Origin of the sequence: Rhizobium sp. B21/90, assembly GCF_019355815.1 — a bacterium.
Taxonomy (GTDB): Bacteria; Pseudomonadota; Alphaproteobacteria; order Rhizobiales; family Rhizobiaceae; genus Rhizobium; species Rhizobium rhododendri.
Genome location: NZ_CP072165.1, coordinates 164344 through 181401, shown reverse-complemented (window position 1 = coordinate 181401; position 17058 = coordinate 164344). Strand labels below are relative to the sequence as shown.

The following is a 17058-nucleotide window of genomic DNA, read 5'->3' as shown; positions in this document are numbered from 1 at the left end:
GGTCATTTCTTCCGTGTCAACAAATGTCAGGATCGGCGGATTCACTTTGCATGAAAAGATCCGCCGGTCGTCATATTGGCCCGCTCTGCCAGCGTTTTGCGCTCTCAAACCGAGCGTAGATCAGACCCGCTCGAGGGCGATTGCGATCCCCTGCCCGACGCCGACGCACATAGTGGACAAAGCGTACCGACCGCCGGTTTCCTTCAGCTCCAGTGCTGCCGTGCCGGTGATGCGTGCGCCGGACATGCCGAGCGGGTGACCGAGCGCAATTGCGCCGCCGTTGCGGTTGACGCGGGCGTCGTCGTCGGCGATGCCGAGTTCGCGCAGGACAGCGAGCCCCTGGCTCGCGAATGCCTCATTCAGCTCGATGATGTCGAACTGGTCCTGCGTCATGCCGAGGCGCGCCATCAGTTTGCGGGATGCGGGTACCGGGCCGATGCCCATCACCCGTGGCGGCACGCCGGCAGCAGCGCCGCCGAGGATGCGCGCGATGGGCGTCAGGCCGTATTTCCGGGCTGCCGCTTCCGAGGCAATGATGAGCGATGCCGCCCCGTCGTTGACGCCGGACGCATTGCCGGCGGTGACGGTGCCGCCCTCTTTCTTGAACGGGGTACCGAGCTTGCCCAGCACCTCCATCGTCGTTGCGCGCGGATGTTCGTCTTTGTCGACCACGATCGGGTCACCCTTGCGCTGCGGGATGGTGACGGCGGTGATCTCCCGTGCCAGCCGGCCGCTTGTCTGGGCGGCGGCGGCCTTGTCCTGGCTGCGAACGGCAAAGGCATCCTGGTCGTGACGGCTGACCTTGTAGTCCTCCGCGACGTTCTCTCCCGTCTCCGGCATGCTGTCGACGCCGTACTGCTTCTTCATCAGCGGGTTGACGAAGCGCCAGCCGATGGTCGTGTCGTGGATTTCGGCGCTGCGCGAAAACGCCGTCTCGGCCTTGGGCATGACGAAGGGCGCGCGCGACATGCTCTCGACACCGCCGGCAATCATCAATTCGGCCTCTCCCGCCTTGATGGCGCGGGCCGCCGCAATGACGGCATCCATGCCGGAACCGCAGAGGCGGTTGATGGTCGTGCCCGAGACCGAATGGGGCAGGCCGGCCAGCAGCGACGACATGCGCGCGACGTTGCGATTGTCTTCACCTGCCTGGTTGGCGCAGCCGAAGATCACATCGTCGACGGCATCCCAGTCGACAGAGGCATTGCGCTCCATCAGGGCCTTCAGTGGAATGGCGCCGAGATCGTCGGCGCGCACCGAGGACAGCGAGCCGCCGAAGCGGCCGATGGGCGTCCGGATATAATCGCAGATGAATGCATCAGCCATGGGGGCCTCCTCGGAGTTCGGGGACGACGAGATCGCCGACCTCGCCGTCGATATGCAGCGTCGCCCCGGTCATTGCTTGCAACTCCTCGAGCGACATGGCGGCAAGCTTTTCACGCAACACGAAGCGGCCGTCAACGATGTCGACGACCGCGTGGCTTGTATAGACGCGCGTGATGCAGCCGACTCCTGTCAGGGGAAACGTGCATTTCTCGACGAGCTTGGGTTCTCCCGCCTTGGTGACATGCTCGGTGATGACGCAAACCTGCTTGGCGCCGTGCACGAGATCCATCGCCCCGCCGACCGCCGGCACGCCCTTGCTGCCGACCCGCCAGTTCGCCAGGTCGCCGTTCTGCGCAACCTGGTAGGCGCCAAGAATGGCGACATCCAGATGTCCGCCGCGCACCATCGCAAAGCTGTCGGCGTGATGGAAGAAGGCGGCCCCCGGCTTCAGGGTCACGGCTTTCTTGCCGGCGTTGATCAGGTCCCAGTCTTCTTCTCCTGGAGCCGGCGGTTCGCCGAAGTTGAGGATACCGTTCTCGGTGTGGAAGATAGCCTGCCGGCCGGGCGGCTGGTAGCGCGCCACCATCTCGGGAAAGCCGATGCCGAGGTTCACATAGGCGTCGTTGGCAATGTCCTGCGCCGCGCGCCAGGCGATCTGGGCGTTGGAGAGCTTGATGTCTTCGCGGGTATCGATGGTCATGCGTAGGCCACTCCGGCTCGAATGAGGTCTTCTTCCTGCCGGGGATTGGCGACCTCGACAATGTGGTTGACGAAGATGCCGGGCGTGACGACCTGTTCCGGATCGATCTCGCCGGCAGCGACGATTTTCGAGACCTGGACGATTGTCCTTGCGGCCGCCATGCACATCAGCGGATTGAAGTTGCGGCCAGCCTTGTTGTAGGTGAGGTTGCCGTGGACGTCGCCAACATGGGCCTTGACGATGGCGAAATCGGCTTTCAGCCAGCGCTCCTGGACATAGGACCTGCCCTCGAATTCGGCGATCGGCTTGCCTTCCGCGAGTTCGGTGCCGAAGGCCGTCGGCGTGTAGAATGCCGGAATGCCGGCGCCGCCAGCGCGGATGCGCTCGGCCAACGTTCCCTGCGGAACGAGTTCCAGCTCGATCTCTCCGGCGAGATACCGATCGGTAAATGCGCGCGGGTCGGATGAGCGCGGGAAAGAGCAGATCATCTTGCGCACCATGCCGGCATCGATCATCGCCGCGATGCCGATGCGACCGTTGCCGGCATTGTTGTTGATGACGGTAAGGTTCCTCGGCCCTTTGTCGATCAGGGCGTGGATCAGCTCTATCGGGGCGCCAGAGCCACCGAACCCGCCGATCATAACCGTTGCGCCATCGCCGATATCAGCGACGGCTTCTGCGGTGCTGCCGATTGTTTTGTCCATGCGTGATTCTCCGACGACCGTATGACCGAAATCTATCTGCGGTCGTCGTCTGGAATACCGGCCCAAGGGCTCGGCAGCAAGATATTAGTGCGTTAATCGACATTTGTTCGTATAACGCACGAGAGATATCTAGGTGATGATCAGGAAAACCGCTCCGGACGGAATTCGGCCAGCAACGGATGCAGATTGCCAGTGGCAATCTCGTCCGCAATCAATTCACCGGCGATCAGCCCAAGCGTCGCGCCGCTGTGGCTGAAGGCGACATAGCAGCCAGGTACCTTCGTCAGCGCCCCGAAAACCGGCTCTCCGTCGCCCGGGATAGGCTTCGGGCCGACGCCGTAGCTATCGAGTTCGAGCTTCGGATTGCCCTCGAGAACACGGGATGCCTCGTCGAGAAGGCCCTGAACCGTCGAATCCTTGACCTCGTAGCTGCCATCGGCCTTGACGATCACTTCCTCCTCCGACCAACCGGAATCCAGCACCAGGGCACCGGTCGGTGTCTGGCGGACAGCGACGCGCGGGGTGTTGAGGACTGCTTTCAGCGGCAGGTCGACAGGCTTGGTCTTTACCAGCAGCGAAACCGGCGTGCCGTCGGCGATGGTCTGTCCAAGCTCGGCGGCCATGCGCGGAACGGCCGGTCCGGTGGCGAGCAACACGGTATCGGCATCGAACTCGCGGCCGCTCGAGGTCGTGACGCCATCGACACGGCCATCGGTTTTACGCGGCGTGACTTTCCCGGCATCGGTGATCACAGTGCCGCCGAGGGCCTTGAACTCCGACAGCAGCACGTCGATCAGGCTCGGCAGATCTACCCAGCCTTCGCCGGGATTGAGGATGGCCCCCTGCGGCGTGACCGGACGCGCATCGACGCCGGGCGTCGCATCGGCTATGTCGTCGGCCGATAGCAGCTTGGCATCGTAGCCGATCTGTCGCTCGAACGCGAAGGCCTCGCGGATTTCGTTGGATGCGTCGTCGGCATCCCAGGTCAGCCCGCCGTCGAAGCGCAGCCATGAAGCCTGGGGATATTTGGCCGCAAGCGTCCGGTGACGATCGATGCCAACCATGCGCAGCCGGTGATAGGCCTCGGAGCGCTTCCGGGACGAGTTGAGCCATGACAGCGAACGGCCGGATGCGCCGTTGGCAGGCGGACCGTCATTGACCAGCGTCGTCTGGACACCCAGGCGGGCGAGATTGACGGCGGATGCCACGCCGAAAATACCGGCGCCGACAACGATGACCTTCTTGGCGGATGAGACTGACATTCTGGGATAACCTTTGTAGTTGATGCTGGCGGTGTGGTGGTTGAACGGCACCGGGGTTCTTGCGCTAAAGCACCTCGGCGAGAAAGTGTCTGAGACGAGGACTGCTTGGGGTGTCGAAGATCTGAGATGGCGTGCCCGCCTCGATCACCCTTCCCTCGTCCATGAAGATGACCTGGTCGGCGACCTTGCGGGCAAAACCCATTTCGTGGGTGACGACGACCATGGTCATGCCGCGCTTGCCGAGATCGGCCATCAGGTTGAGGACGCCCTTCACCAGTTCCGGGTCGAGTGCGCTGGTGACCTCGTCGAACAGGATCACCTCCGGATCCATGGCCAGCGCTCGGGCAATCGCCACGCGCTGTTGCTGGCCGCCGGAAAGGCCGCCCGGACGGTGGTGCTTGCGGGTCGCAAGTCCGACATCCGCCAGCCGGGCCTCGGCGATCGCCTCCGCCTCGCGCTTGCCCATGCCCTTTATCTTGGTCAGCGACAGCATGACGTTTTCGAGGGCGGTGTGGTCGGGGAAGAGGTTGAAATGCTGGAACACCATGCCGACCCGACGGCGCAGCTTCTCCGGCTTCATCGTCAGGATGCTGGCGCCATCCAGAAGCACATCGCCTCCCTTCGGCTCGACCAGGCGGTTCAGGCACCGCAGCAACGTCGATTTGCCCGAGCCGGACGGACCGATGATGCAGGTCACCGTGCCCGGCTTGACCGTGAGGTCGACGCCTTTGAGGACCTCGAGATTGCCGTAGGCCATCGACAAATTGCTGACTTCAAGGCTGCCGCCCCGGAATTTCGGGCCGTTTGGTGGTATAGGACTGCCGGAGCCCGTATCCACCACGCTCGCCAGTTCGCTGACTTCGGCGAGCCCGCTGGTCGGCTCGCCGCCCTTGTGCTTGCCGAGCCTGAGATTGGTGTCGATGGCGTTGACCACATGGGTCAGCGGCACGGTGATGACGAGATAGAAGACGCCGGCCAGAAGCAGCGGCGACAGGTTGCCGGTGACGACGGCCTGATCCTGGCCGACGCGGAAGATCTCGCGTTCGGAAGCCAGCAGCCCGAGGAAGTAGACGAGGCTCGAATCCTTGACGTTGCCGATGAACTGGTTGACCAGCGCCGGCAGCACCCGCCGTATTCCCTGCGGAATGATGATGAGCCGCATGCCCTGCCCGTAGCTCATGCTGAGCGCCCGACAGGCTTCCAATTGCCCGCGCTCCACGCTCTGGATGCCGGCGCGGAAGATCTCGCCGACATAGGCACCGGCAATCAGGCTGAGAGCAAGAATGCCGAGTGGAAAAGGAGACGGACCGAAAAGTTCGCGGCCGATGCGGGCAAAGCCCTGACCAATCAGCAGGATCGTGACGATCGCCGGGAGGCCGCGGAAGATGTCGGTATAGAGCCGTGCCGGAATTCGCAGCCAGCGCGACTGCGAGATACCCATGACGGCCAGTATCATGCCGATGACCACGCCCAGTACTGTCGACGTGGAAGCGAGGATCAGCGTATTCTTCAGTCCGACGGTGATCATCGCCGGCATGACCTCGAGCATCGCGTTCCAGTCGAGGAAGCTGCGACGCAAATTCTCAAGCCAGTCCATTCCTATCCCCTTGCTATCGATGGTGTGCCGGCTGTCTGGTTGTTGCCGGCAGCCGGCCAGGCGTCGTTATTTCGGGAGATAGTCTGCTGGCATCGGCGAACCCGGGAACCACTTTTCGTAAAGTTTCTTCCAGGTGCCGTCCTGCATCGCAGCGTGTAGGCCGGTGTTCAGTGCTTCGCGGAAGGCATCGTTGCCCTTTTTGATGACGAAGCCGGCAGGTGCATCGAAGGACGGGATATTGACTGCGATCTTTAGGGCTGGATAACGCTCTGAATACTGCTTGGCGGCTTCGTAATCGAGGAAATGCGCGTCGACAGTACCGTTGTTCAGCGCGGAAACCGCCGAGTTGTTGTCGGGAAACTTCACCAGATCTGTGCTGGTGAAAGTCTTCGCGGCATAGATTTCCTGCAGCGTCCCCTGGACTACGCCCAGCCGCTTGCCCTTGAGGCCTTCCGCGCCGGTAATCGCCTTGTCGGCGGTCAGCACGGAGAGATAGCCGGCAAGGTAGCCATCGGAGAAATCGACGGTTTCCTTGCGCTTGGCGGTGGTGCCGATGGCGGCAACCGCCACGTCGAAGCGACCGTTGGCGACCGAGGGTATCAGCGCCGAAAAGTCCTGGCCGGTGAAGATAACCTGCTCCTTGGTGAAGCCCATGCGCTTGGCGACATCGAGGAAAAGCTCGATATCGAAACCGGTGAACTGGCCGTCTGCTGTGGTGAAGACGTAAGGCTTGGCATCGCCCATCGTCCCGACGCTGATCTGCTTGGCGTCGATCAGGCCGTATTTGTTGTCGTCTGCGGCAAAGGCCCCGGGGCTCGTGCCGACGGCTGCCAAAGCCGCTGCAAAAACCAGCGCGGCCGATAGAGCTGCCGGCTTCACAAATCTGATTATTCCCATCATGCGCATGTCGTTCTCCTCTGAACTTGTTTTTTGGGTCGAACGGGCACGCCATTTGGCACCGTCGGAAGGCTCGCGCCGACGTTCAGCTGCATGGTTCTTGTTACCCGAAAACTCACTTTTATGCGGATGAGACCGGTTTCTACGTTAGTGAGACCGGTCTCATTGATAATTGGTATATTCGGATTGACGGTTCGTCAACATCTCTTGTAGTCGTTGCCGGGATGAAAAAAATATCCGTGAAAACCCGCGCCGTGACGGTTGCGGATGTGGCCCGGGCGGCCAATGTCTCGAAGGCGACGGCGGCCCGCGTGCTCGGCGGCTATGGCGTCGTCAGCGACAAGGTCCATGCGGACGTCATGACTGCGGCCAAGGCGCTCGATTACCGGCCGAACGAACTGGCCCGGAGCATGACGACCGGAAAGTCCGGCCTGCTGGGTGTGGTCGTCGGCGATATCGAAAATCCCTTCTTCAGCCTTGCGGTGCGCGGCATCAGCGATGTCGCACGGGCGTCCGGTTTCAACGTCATCCTCGCCAATTCCGGTGAAGAACTCGAGGCCGAGAAGGCCGCAGTGCGGGTGCTGATCGGCAAGCGGGTCGATGGACTGATCGTCTCGCCATCGGATAGCCGGGAGATCGCCCATCTCAGGGACATCGACCGCTCCGGCCGTCCCCTGGCATTGCTCGACCGCCCCCTGCAGGATTTCAACGTCGACACCGTGACCGTCGATGACAGGGATGCCGCCAGCCGGGTGGCGCGGCTGCTGGTGGCCGCAGGCCACCGCAGGATCGCCTATTTCACGGCGGCCGAAGCGGAGGCAGGCCCGGGCTGGAACTTCAACCACATACCGACGTCAACCGTGCGCGAGCGCATTGCCGGCCTGCTCGCGGTCTGTGCGGAAGCCAATATCCCAGATCCGGAACGCTATCTCATGTTCGGCGCCAAGAAAGCCCGCACGGCATCGATCGTGGCGAATATCATGTCGGAACCGGATCGCCCCACCGCGATCATCGCCTCCGACAGCATCATCGGCCTGGAGATCTACAAGGCTATTCGCGATCTCGGCCTCAGCGTGCCGCAGGACGTATCGCTGGTCACCTTCCACGATGCCGATTGGACCAGTGTCACGACGCCGCCGATCACGGCGGTGGATCAGCCCGTCTATGAAATGGGAAAAGCGGTTGCCGAGTTGCTGATTCGCCGGCTGAAGGGAGATACGCATGCGCCGCAACGGATCGTCCTGCCGACGTCTATCATCGAACGCGGCTCTGTCGGTCCGGCAAAGGCGGATTGAAGCCAGAGTCAGGCGGTTAGCGGTGTCGCCACTCTCACTGCGTCAGAACCAGCCCTTCCGGCGGAACCAGACGAGTGGCAGGATGGCGCTGAGGGCGATCAGTGCCAACGATATCGGATAGCCCCATGTCCATGAAAGCTCCGGCATCGACTTGAAATTCATGCCCCAGATACCGGCGAGCAGGGTTGGCGGCACGCCGACGACAGAGGCGATGGTCAGCACCTTGAAGATTTCGTTCTGCTCGATGTTGATGTAACCGAGCACGGCGTCGAGCAAAAACTGGATCTTGTCGGAGAGGTGCGTCTCGTAGTCGCTGAGCGACACGACGTCCTTGCAGACCGCCGCCAACCGGTCGCGGAATTCGGGCGCCAGCCATTCATGCCCAACGTCGCCGCTGAAAGATGCGATCCGCCCGACGCCGAGAAGCACGTCGCGCGCCTTCGACAGGCGGTCGCCAAGGCCGCCGATCCTGGACAGCGTCCGGTGCAGCGTTGCGGTCGCCTTGCTAGGGTCTTTGAGACCCGAAATCTTGCCTCGAAAAATTGATCTTGAGACTTCGTCGATGGCGGCCCCGAGATGCTCGAGTGCGTCGGCGCCACGGTCTACTATGGCTTCCAGCAGCGAGGTGAATACCCCGACGCTGCTGGCGATAGTGCCATCCTTGTTCATCCGCTCCACAACTGCGTCGAACGTCGGCAGCGATGCGTAGCGGATGGTGACGAGAATGTCTTTGCCGAGCACGAAGCCGGCTGGCGACAGTTCAGCATCGTCCAGCGTCGCGTGGCCGATGACCGGAGTGCTGAGATAGAGGTGGTCGCCCTGCCTCGAGAGCCTGCTCGATGCCTCGATCTCGCTCAGGGCATCCCGCGACGGCACCTTGATATGGGCTCCGGCCTCGACGAATGCAATTTCCTCCGCCGTCGGATCCATGAGGTCCATCCAGATGACTTTGTCGGGAAGGTCAACGCCCGTGTCGGCCTGGCGCACGGAGGGGGTGGTATCGCGGTGGATGGTGAGCAAGGCTGCACTCCCGGGGGTCAAAAAGGCTTAGGCAAGTCGTTTCGGCGGAGCCTTAGGTGGCCAAACTGATATCACCATGATTACGCGGAACAATAGTTCTCGTTCCCGGCATCGGGCTTTACTTTTTCCAGCGGCGGGCAGGCATGCGGCAGCGCTAGATGTCATCGTCCTCAAAAAGGCAGCAGCACGGCCACAAATTGATGCTTTTCGTGCCCGGTCGATTTCCGTAACCCATAAGCCACAGACAACGAGGAACGGGTCGATGCCGACGCCATTTTACTGGAACGAGCTGAATACCTACGATTTTGCCGGGCTGTCGCCAGACACCACCATCGCTATCCTGCCGATCGCGTCCACCGAGCAGCACGGCCCGCACCTGCCCGTGGCGACGGATGTGGCGATAGCCAATGGCATGCTGGCCGAATTGCGCGCCCAGCGGCAGGACGATCTCGATATTCTGGTGCTTCCGACGCAGGAAATCGGCAAGGCCAACGAGCATGTCTACGGTCCCGGCACGCTGTCGCTGGGTGCTGAACTGCTAATTCCGGTGTGGACGGCGATCGGTGCCAAGGTGGCGGAAACTGGCCTGCGCAAGATGGTGATCGTCAATTCCCATGGCGGCAATGTCGACATCATGAGCATCGTCGCCCGCGAACTGCGCGTCCGCTACCAGATGGCGGTCATGTCGACGCAATGGGGCCGGTTCGGCAATCCCGAGGGTCTGATCAGCGATCACGAGTCCCGTTACGGTATTCACGGCGGTGAAGTCGAGACATCGCTGATGCTGCATTTCCGCCCCGACCTGGTGCGGATGGAGAAAGCGCAGAACTTCGTCTCGAAAGCCGAATGGATGCGCGAGCAATCCCAGTATATTCAGCCGCTGCCGCCGCACTCGCTGGCCTGGATCGCCCACGATCTGAACCCCAACGGTGTCGTCGGCGACGCATCGCTCGGCACCGCCGAGAAGGGAGCGGCAATCTGCCGACATCAGGTCAAGGGTTTCGTCGAGATGCTCTACGATCTCAAGGCCTACCCGCTTTCCAACCTCTACTCTCGGTAATTTTCAGGCGGCTGCCGGGCGGTCTGGGGCGATGTGGCCCTTGGCCTGCAACTCGGTGACGAGCCCGGCGAGTTCGGCGAGCAGATATTCGACGAACAGGCTGGTCGTGGCGTCGAGCGGCGCGCGGGCCCGGGCAAACAGCTTCATCGGTTGATGGCGCGTATGCGGCTCGGCGATGGGGCGGAACACCAGTTCGCCGGAGCGGCACTCGGTGATGACGTCGAGCGGATTGAGCATCGTCAGCCCCGCCCCGCATTTCACCAGCTTCTTCAGCATCTCGGACGCGTTGGTTTCGAGCACCGGCTCCACATGAACGTCGAGACGCGCCAGCATAAGGTCGATGGCATCGCGCAGGCTCGTTCCCGGCTGTGCCAGGATCAGGCGCTCCTGCACGACGTCGGCAAGGTTGATCGGCCCCGGCGCTAGCAGCCTGTGGCCGGGCGGGAAGACGACCCCGATCGGGATGTCGAAATTTGCCAGCGTCCGGATGCCCGGCGTTGCCGGAATGTTGAAGCCGAGGCCGATGTCGACCTCGCCGGTCAGCACCGGGTTGACCGTCGTCGTGCCGGCGTCGTTACGCAGTTGCAGGTAGACGCGCGGGTGCTTGAGCTGGAACCGGGCGATAATTTCAGGCAGCGGCCCGGAGGCGAGACCGACTGTCGTCACCAGCCGGATCTTGCCGGCCTGCTGCGTCTTCAGGCTGCGGATCCGCCCCTCCAGCCGCTCGTAGGTCTTCAAGACCTCGCGGATATGCTCGATGCAGAGTTCGCCGGCCGCCGTCAGGCGCAGGCCGCGCGGCAGGCGCTCGAAAAGCGGCGCGCCCATTTCTTCTTCCAGCGCCAGGATCTGCCGGTTGATCGCCGACGAAGCCACGTTCAGCCGCGCCGCCGCCTTGCGGATCGAGCCGCAGCGAGCGATTTCATTCATGTAGAGAAGCTTCCTGGAATGCAGCACGGGCGCCTCTTTGCGTTAATTTTAAGCAGCGCGCACAATTTCGGTACAGGCGCGCCCTGAGATGCCAAAAAGGCATCGTTGCGCACGAATTTTGATGCTTTTCAAAGCGCAAGGCAACCGCTCAAATGCAGAAAATCCGGCGTCTTCCAAGGCGACTGGTGGCCACAAAAATGGGGAACGCCTGCCATGTCGAAGCTCATGAACACCATTGCCTTTTCCGCAGCCCTTGGCTTCGGCCTCGTCGGCGCACTGACCGCGCCCGCCTACGCGCTGGATCAGGTGACCTACGGTACCAACTGGCTGGCCCAGGCCGAGCATGGCGGTTTTTACCAAGCCGTCGCCGACGGCACCTACGCCAAGCACGGCCTTGACGTCAAAATCGTCCAGGGCGGCCCGAACGCTGCCAACAGCGCTTTGCTCATTGCCGGCAAGATCGACTTCTACATGGGTGGCCCGCAGCAGGAGCTTTCGGCGGTCGAACAGGGAATTCCGATCCTCGACGTCGCCGCCATCTTCCAGAAGGATCCACAGGTGCTCCTCGCCCATGCCGATGCCGGTGTCGAGAAGTTCGAGGATCTGGCCAAGCTACACACTATTTTCATGAGCAAGGACGGCTATCTCACCTATTTCGAGTGGATGAAGTCGAACTTCAAAGGTTTTGCCGACGAGCAGTACAAGCCATATACCTTCAATGCCGGTCCGTTCCTTGCCGACAAGCAATCGGCCCAGCAGGGATACCTGACGTCTGAGCCCTACGAAATCGAGAAGCAGACCGGCGTCGCACCGAAAGTCTTCCTGCTCGCCGACAACGGATATTCGCCTTATTCGACGATGATCACCACCTCGCAGAAGATGGTCGACAGCAAGCCGGATGTCGTCCAGCGCTTCGTCGACGCCTCGATCGAGGGCTGGTACAACTATCTCTACGGCGACAACAGCAAGGCGAACGCCCTGATCAAGACCGACAATCCTGACATGACGGACGGACAGATCGCCTATTCGATCGCCAAGATGAAGGAATACGGCATCGCCGAATCCGGCGAGGCTCTCGACAAGGGCATCGGCTGCATGACGGATGCCCATTACAAAAAGTTCTTCGAGGAGATGGTCGGCATCAAGGTCGTCAAGGCCGATACCGACTACACCAAGGCCTTTACTACGAAATTCGTCTGCAAGGGCGTCGGCATGGCGCTCAAGAAATAAACGCCGCGCGCGCGAGGTTCGCGACCGCGAGGCTGCGAACCGCAACTGCCTTCAGGAAGATCCAGTCCATGTCCCTAGCCGAAACCCAGGCGTCCCGATCGACGGAAACGCGCAAGCGTCCGCTGGTCGTGATGCAGTCGGTGTCCAAGGTGTTTTCCAGCGGCACCGTCGCCTTGTCCGACATGTCGCTGACGGTGGAAAGCGGCGAATTCGTCAGCTTGCTCGGACCCTCCGGTTGCGGCAAGTCGACGGCGCTGCGGATCATCGCAGGGCTTGGCGGCACCACGAGTGGCAGCATCGACTGGCCGAGCTCGCGGATCAATGCCCGGGGCCTGCCGGAGGGCGATATCGGCTTCGTCTTCCAGGAGCCGACGCTGATGCCCTGGAAGACCGCCTTCGGCAATGTCTACCTCCCCCTCCGGCTGCGCGGCGTTTCGAAAGCTGCGGCCCTTGGCCCGATCATGGAAGCGCTCGAGAGAGTCGGCCTTGCCGACTTCGCCGACGCCTATCCGCGCGAATTGTCCGGCGGCATGAAGATGCGTGTCTCGATTGCCCGGGCGCTGGTGACAAAGCCGAAGCTCTTGCTGATGGACGAGCCCTTTGCCGCACTCGACGAGATCAGCCGCCAGAAGCTCAACGACGATGTGCTGCGGCTCTGGAAGACGACGGGCATCACGGTGATCTTCGTCACCCATTCGGTGTTCGAATCCGCCTACCTGTCCAATCGCATCGTCGTTATGAAGTCGCGGCCCGGACGCGTCCATGCCGATATTCCGCTGGTCACCAGTCTCGAGCGCGACGCCCATTATCGCACGTCGGAAGAGTATCGGCGGGCCTGTGAGACCGTCTCCCGGTCGCTGATTGCAGCCATCAACACGGCAGAGGAGGCGTGATGAGCAACGATCCCAAAACACACCCGTTGCCGGAAGGCCAGCAGGCCACCAATACCGGCCGACGCGATCTCGCCTTGCGCATTGCAGTGCCGATTGCCGTCATCGCCGTGCTGGTGTTGATCTGGCATGCCTATGTCCGGCTATCCGGCATTCCGCCCTATATCCTTCCGGGTCCTGTCGCTGTTGCCAATGCCTTCGTTTCCGACTGGGGGACGCTTGCGCCTGCCTTTTGGGTGACGACGAAGATCACCCTGATCTCGCTGCTGCTGGCGCTGATCGGCGGCGGTGGTTTCGCGATCTTCCTCGTCCAGTCGCGCTGGATCGAGCTCGCCTTCTATCCCCTCGCAGTCATCCTGCAGGTGACGCCTGTCGTGGCGATCTCGCCGCTGATCCTGATCTACGCGCCCTCGACGCAGGCAGCATTGTTGATTTGCGCCTTCCTCGTCGCCTTCTTCCCGATCCTGTCCAACATGGTGCAGGGGCTGAAAAGCGTCGACCACAATCTGATCAATCTCTACGAACTCTATGGCGCCTCACGCTGGCAGACGCTGCTCTATCTGAAGCTTCCGGCAGCCCAGCCCTATTTCATGACGGGGCTGCGGATCGGCGGCGGGCTGGCGCTGATCGCGGCGGTGGTCGCCGAATTTGCCGCCGGCTCGGCCGGGGCCGGCTCGGGCCTCGCCTTCCGGCTGCTCGAGGCGCAGTACCGCATGAACATCCCCCGCCTATTCGCCGCCCTGCTGATGCTGTCGATGCTCGGCGTGGCGATCTTTGCGATTACCTCTTTCATTTCCTGGGTGAGCCTGCACCGATGGCATGAGAGCAGCCTGAAGCGAGAAAACTGATGTCGACATCCTTTCTGTCTCCTCCCAATGCCGGACGCTTCGTACTCAGTCATGCGACATTGCCGGCAGTTGCCGTCGAGGGTTTTGCCGCGGCGTCCGACGAGGGCCTCGTGAAGGCCGATATCGTCATCAACGACGGCCTGATCGAGGCAATCGTGCCGCCGGGCACCGCGCCCATCGAGCTTGCCCGGTCCGACCTGAAGGACGGCATGGTCTGGCCGTGCTTTGCCGATATCCACACCCATCTCGACAAGGGCCACATCTCCGCCCGCCACGCCAATCCGGACGGCACCTTTGCCGGCGCGCTCGATGCGGTAAGGACCGACCGGGAAGCCCATTGGTCGGCGGACGATGTCCGGAAGCGGATGGAGTTCTCCCTGCGCTCGGCCTATGCCCACGGCACGAGCCTGATCCGCACCCATCTGGATTCGCTGAACCCGCAGCACCGGATCTCCTTCGATGTCTTTGACGAGGTTCGCGATGCCTGGAAGGACAAGATTGCGCTGCAGGCCGTCGCCCTCTTCCCGATGGATGCGATGGCCGATGCTGCCTATTTCGCCGACCTCGTTTCCGTTGTGCGGGAAAAGCGCGGCCTGCTCGGCGGCGTCCCGCAGATGAGCGCCGATCTCACCTGGCAACTCGACACACTGTTTCGGGCCGCAGCCGAAAACGAGCTCGATGTCGACCTGCATATCGACGAGACCGACGATCCCGCCGCCGAGACCCTGAAGGCCGTTGCCGAAGCCGTCCTGCGCAACCGTTTTACTGGCAAGGTGACGGCCGGGCATTGCTGCTCGCTGGCCCGCCAGGACGAGGAGACCGCACGCCGCACGGTCGGGCTGGTGGCAGAGGCCGGACTGTCGATCATCTCGCTGCCGATGTGCAACATGTATCTGCAGGACCGCTACCCGGACCGCACGCCCCGCTGGCGCGGCGTAACGCTGTTCAAGGAACTGGCGGCGGCGGGCGTTCAGACGGCTGTGGCCTCCGACAACACCCGCGATCCCTTCTATGCCTATGGCGATCTCGATCCCGTCGAGGTGTTCCGCGAGGCGGTGCGGATCCTCCATCTCGACCACCCCTTGGACACCGCCGCCCGCGTCGTCACGACATCGGCTGCCGCCATTGTCGGGCGGCCGGACATGGCGCGTATCGCCGTAGGCGCGCCGGCCGATCTCGTCCTCTTCAGTGCCCGTCGCTGGAGCGAATTTCTGTCGAGGCCGCAATCCGATCGCGTCGTCCTCAGGCGTGGCAAGATGATCGATCGGAACCTGCCCGATTACCGTGAACTCGATAGCGTCGTTGGAGCCTGACATGCCGGATTATCAACTGATCAAACAGGAACTCGAGGGTATCGCGGTCGAGGACAATCCGGCGCTGGTGCGCCAGAAAAGCCGCGACTTCTTCTGGTATTCGCCGATCCTCAAGGCGCAGCTCGACAACGTAACCGCCGATCTGGTGGTGACGCCGAAGACCGAGGCTGAGGTCATCCGGACCCTGAAAGTAGCCTTCGCTCATGGCGTGCCGGTGACCCCGCGCGGCGCCGGCACCGGCAATTACGGACAGGCCATGCCGCTTTCCGGCGGTATCGTCCTCAATCTCGCCGGCATGGACAAGATCAAGGAAATCCATCCCGGCCGTGTCATCTGCGAGCCCGGCATCGTCATTGCCGATCTCGACAAGCAGACTAAGGCCCATTCCGGTCAGGAGCTGCGCTTCCATCCCTCGACCAAGCAGACGGCTACCATTGGCGGCTTCATCGCCGGTGGCTCGGGCGGCGTTGGCTCGATCACCTGGGGCGGTCTTCGCGATATCGGCAATATCCTGCGGCTGCGGGTCGTGACGATGGAGGCCGAACCGCGCGTCCTCGACCTCACCGGCTGGGACCTGCAGAAGGTCAGTCATGCCTATGGCACCAACGGCATCATCACCGAGATCGAAATGCCGCTGGCGCCGGCTTACGACTGGATCGACGTGCTGGTCGGCTACGACGACTTCATGGCGTCGGTGCGTTTTTCGGATGCGCTGGCGAAATGCAACGGCATCCTTGTCAAGGAAATCGCCCCGATCGCGGCGCCTATACCTTACGACTACTTCACCCGCCACAAACCCTACATTCGCGAAGGCCAGTCCGTCGTGGTGCTGATGATCGCACCCCACTCGATGGACGCCTTCCTCGCCTTCGCAGCATCGCAGAGGGCCGAGGTGATCTTCCGCTCCGACACGGTCGAAAGCATGAAGGGCATCCCGCACGCCTATGAGCTGGCCTGGAACCACACGACGCTGCGCGCTTTGAAGGTCGATCCCGGTCTCACCTACCTCCAGATCCAGTATCCCGGCCCCGACCACGTCGCGAAGGTCGCCGAGATGACCGCGATCTTCGGCGACGAGGTGCCCGGTCATCTCGAATTCATGCGGTTCGACGGCCAGGTCCAGTGCTCCGGCCTGCCGCTGGTGCGCTACACGACAGAGGCGCGGCTGGAGGAGATCATCCAGATCCACCAGGATCACGGTTGCCCGGTCTTCAATCCGCATCGCTACACGCTCGAGGAAGGCGGCATGAAGCGCACCGACAAGATACAGCTGGCCTTCAAGCACGAGACGGACCCGAAGGGCTTGCTCAATCCCGGCAAGATGATCGCCTGGGACAATCCGGATTTCGATTTTACTGCCGGAAAGAATTATCTCTTTCCGGGGCTTGCTGGTGTCATGGAGGGGTGATGAGGGTCCTGGTTCTGCATTCGCATCCGGTGGAATCGAGCTATGGGGCGGCCCTTTACCGGCAGACGGTCGCAAGCCTGGAGGCCGCCGGGCACACGGTCGACGGTTGCGATCTCTATGCGGAGAAATTCGACCCGGTTCTCTCGCGACACGACCGGCTGATCTACCACGACTACCCGCAGAATACCGAACTGGTGGAGCCCTATGTCGAGCGTCTTCGGCAGGCGGAGGGCCTGGTCATCGTTACGCCGGTCTGGAATTTTGGCTTTCCGGCGATGCTGAAGGGCTATTTCGACCGCGTCTGGCTCCCCGGCGTCTCATTTGAGCTCGTCGACGGGCAGGTGCAGTCGCGGCTTCGGCACATTCGCAAGCTGGCAGCGGTTCTAACCTACGGCGCAACGCCGCTCCGCGCGCTGGTCGCCGGCAACCCGCCGAAGAAAATCGTCAAGCGGGTGCTGCGCGCGCAGATCAATCCGGTGAAGCCGGTGACGTTTCTCGCCCATTACGACATGAACAACTGCACGGAGCAAACCCGGGCGGCATTCATGGCAAGGGTGAAGACGGCGATGGAGCGCTTCTAG

16 protein-coding genes are annotated in these 17058 nt (G+C 62.2%); 8 read left to right on the top strand and 8 right to left on the bottom strand.

Translation table 11 applies throughout. From position 1 onward, the window contains the following. Window positions 1-120: 120 nt before the first annotated feature. The 6 genes from pcaF to J5278_RS28820 all read right to left on the bottom strand — a co-directional run bounded on the left by pcaF (window position 121) and on the right by J5278_RS28820 (window position 6495). Window positions 121-1326 (bottom strand): 3-oxoadipyl-CoA thiolase, encoded by a 1206-nt coding sequence (gene pcaF / locus J5278_RS28845; RefSeq protein ID WP_209185504.1) that lies wholly within the window; start codon window positions 1324-1326, stop codon window positions 121-123. Then, on the bottom strand, window positions 1319-2026 hold the full coding sequence (locus J5278_RS28840) for a CoA transferase subunit B (protein ID WP_209185503.1): 708 nt from the start codon (window positions 2024-2026) through the stop codon (window positions 1319-1321). Before J5278_RS28840 ends, pcaF begins: the two co-directional genes overlap by 8 nt. Beyond that, window positions 2023-2730 (bottom strand): 3-oxoacid CoA-transferase subunit A, encoded by a 708-nt coding sequence (locus J5278_RS28835; protein WP_209185502.1) that lies wholly within the window; start codon window positions 2728-2730, stop codon window positions 2023-2025. Before J5278_RS28835 ends, J5278_RS28840 begins: the two co-directional genes overlap by 4 nt. Before the next feature lie 140 nt (window positions 2731-2870). Next, entirely contained in the window at window positions 2871-3992 is a 1122-nt protein-coding gene (locus J5278_RS28830) for an FAD-binding oxidoreductase (protein WP_209185501.1), read from the bottom strand. 64 nt (window positions 3993-4056) lie between these two features. Next, entirely contained in the window at window positions 4057-5589 is a 1533-nt protein-coding gene (locus J5278_RS31555; protein WP_209185500.1) for an amino acid ABC transporter permease/ATP-binding protein, read from the bottom strand. A gap of 66 nt (window positions 5590-5655) precedes the next feature. Further along, entirely contained in the window at window positions 5656-6495 is an 840-nt protein-coding gene (locus tag J5278_RS28820) for an ABC transporter substrate-binding protein (protein ID WP_224128011.1), read from the bottom strand. Between the two features lie 215 nt (window positions 6496-6710). On the opposite strand from J5278_RS28820, the gene J5278_RS28815 reads away from it, so the two are divergent. Further along, window positions 6711-7781: a LacI family DNA-binding transcriptional regulator gene (locus J5278_RS28815; RefSeq protein WP_209185499.1), complete on the top strand. Its 1071-nt coding sequence runs from the start codon at window positions 6711-6713 to the stop codon at window positions 7779-7781. A 42-nt stretch (window positions 7782-7823) separates the two neighbouring features. Here the strand turns inward: J5278_RS28815 and J5278_RS28810 are convergent, their stop codons facing one another. Further along, the gene (locus J5278_RS28810; protein ID WP_247749366.1) at window positions 7824-8801 is read right to left on the bottom strand and encodes a magnesium transporter CorA family protein; all 978 of its coding nucleotides are present in this window, start codon (window positions 8799-8801) and stop codon (window positions 7824-7826) included. Window positions 8802-9063: 262 nt separating this feature from the next. On the opposite strand from J5278_RS28810, the gene J5278_RS28805 reads away from it, so the two are divergent. Then, on the top strand, window positions 9064-9861 hold the full coding sequence (locus tag J5278_RS28805) for a creatininase family protein (protein WP_209185498.1): 798 nt from the start codon (window positions 9064-9066) through the stop codon (window positions 9859-9861). Between the two features lie 3 nt (window positions 9862-9864). On the opposite strand, the gene J5278_RS28800 is transcribed toward J5278_RS28805, so the two are convergent. Further along, window positions 9865-10815 carry a LysR family transcriptional regulator gene (locus tag J5278_RS28800; protein WP_142829336.1) on the bottom strand — a complete coding sequence of 317 codons (951 nt, stop codon included), beginning with the start codon at window positions 10813-10815 and terminating at the stop codon, window positions 9865-9867. Between the two features lie 186 nt (window positions 10816-11001). Between J5278_RS28800 and J5278_RS28795 the strand changes: the two genes are divergently transcribed. The 6 genes from J5278_RS28795 to J5278_RS28770 all read left to right on the top strand — a co-directional run bounded on the left by J5278_RS28795 (window position 11002) and on the right by J5278_RS28770 (window position 17058). Further along, complete coding sequence (locus tag J5278_RS28795; RefSeq protein WP_209185497.1) at window positions 11002-12018, top strand: ABC transporter substrate-binding protein; 1017 nt, start codon at window positions 11002-11004, stop codon at window positions 12016-12018. A 68-nt stretch (window positions 12019-12086) separates the two neighbouring features. Beyond that, window positions 12087-12911, top strand: coding sequence for an ABC transporter ATP-binding protein (locus tag J5278_RS28790; protein ID WP_209185496.1), 825 nt, complete (start codon window positions 12087-12089; stop codon window positions 12909-12911). Beyond that, the gene (locus J5278_RS28785) at window positions 12911-13756 is read left to right on the top strand and encodes an ABC transporter permease (RefSeq protein WP_209185495.1); all 846 of its coding nucleotides are present in this window, start codon (window positions 12911-12913) and stop codon (window positions 13754-13756) included. The genes J5278_RS28790 and J5278_RS28785 overlap by 1 nt, the downstream gene beginning before the upstream one ends. Continuing rightward, complete coding sequence (locus J5278_RS28780) at window positions 13756-15069, top strand: cytosine deaminase (RefSeq protein ID WP_209185494.1); 1314 nt, start codon at window positions 13756-13758, stop codon at window positions 15067-15069. Before J5278_RS28785 ends, J5278_RS28780 begins: the two co-directional genes overlap by 1 nt. A 1-nt stretch (window position 15070) precedes the next feature. Further along, on the top strand, window positions 15071-16477 hold the full coding sequence (locus J5278_RS28775) for an FAD-binding oxidoreductase (RefSeq protein ID WP_209185493.1): 1407 nt from the start codon (window positions 15071-15073) through the stop codon (window positions 16475-16477). Beyond that, on the top strand, window positions 16477-17058 hold the full coding sequence (locus tag J5278_RS28770) for an NAD(P)H-dependent oxidoreductase (protein WP_209185492.1): 582 nt from the start codon (window positions 16477-16479) through the stop codon (window positions 17056-17058). The genes J5278_RS28775 and J5278_RS28770 overlap by 1 nt, the downstream gene beginning before the upstream one ends.

Coding starts and splice junctions, on each gene's coding strand:
- pcaF (WP_209185504.1), bottom strand. CDS start 1,326: ATGGCTGATGCATTCATCTGCGATTATATCCGGACGCCCATCGGCCGC.
- J5278_RS28840 (WP_209185503.1), bottom strand. CDS start 2,026: ATGACCATCGATACCCGCGAAGACATCAAGCTCTCCAACGCCCAGATC.
- J5278_RS28835 (WP_209185502.1), bottom strand. CDS start 2,730: ATGGACAAAACAATCGGCAGCACCGCAGAAGCCGTCGCTGATATCGGC.
- J5278_RS28830 (WP_209185501.1), bottom strand. CDS start 3,992: ATGTCAGTCTCATCCGCCAAGAAGGTCATCGTTGTCGGCGCCGGTATT.
- J5278_RS31555 (WP_209185500.1), bottom strand. CDS start 5,589: ATGGACTGGCTTGAGAATTTGCGTCGCAGCTTCCTCGACTGGAACGCG.
- J5278_RS28820 (WP_224128011.1), bottom strand. CDS start 6,495: ATGCGCATGATGGGAATAATCAGATTTGTGAAGCCGGCAGCTCTATCG.
- J5278_RS28815 (WP_209185499.1), top strand. CDS start 6,711: ATGAAAAAAATATCCGTGAAAACCCGCGCCGTGACGGTTGCGGATGTG.
- J5278_RS28805 (WP_209185498.1), top strand. CDS start 9,064: ATGCCGACGCCATTTTACTGGAACGAGCTGAATACCTACGATTTTGCC.
- J5278_RS28795 (WP_209185497.1), top strand. CDS start 11,002: ATGTCGAAGCTCATGAACACCATTGCCTTTTCCGCAGCCCTTGGCTTC.
- J5278_RS28790 (WP_209185496.1), top strand. CDS start 12,087: ATGTCCCTAGCCGAAACCCAGGCGTCCCGATCGACGGAAACGCGCAAG.
- J5278_RS28785 (WP_209185495.1), top strand. CDS start 12,911: ATGAGCAACGATCCCAAAACACACCCGTTGCCGGAAGGCCAGCAGGCC.
- J5278_RS28780 (WP_209185494.1), top strand. CDS start 13,756: ATGTCGACATCCTTTCTGTCTCCTCCCAATGCCGGACGCTTCGTACTC.
- J5278_RS28775 (WP_209185493.1), top strand. CDS start 15,071: ATGCCGGATTATCAACTGATCAAACAGGAACTCGAGGGTATCGCGGTC.
- J5278_RS28770 (WP_209185492.1), top strand. CDS start 16,477: ATGAGGGTCCTGGTTCTGCATTCGCATCCGGTGGAATCGAGCTATGGG.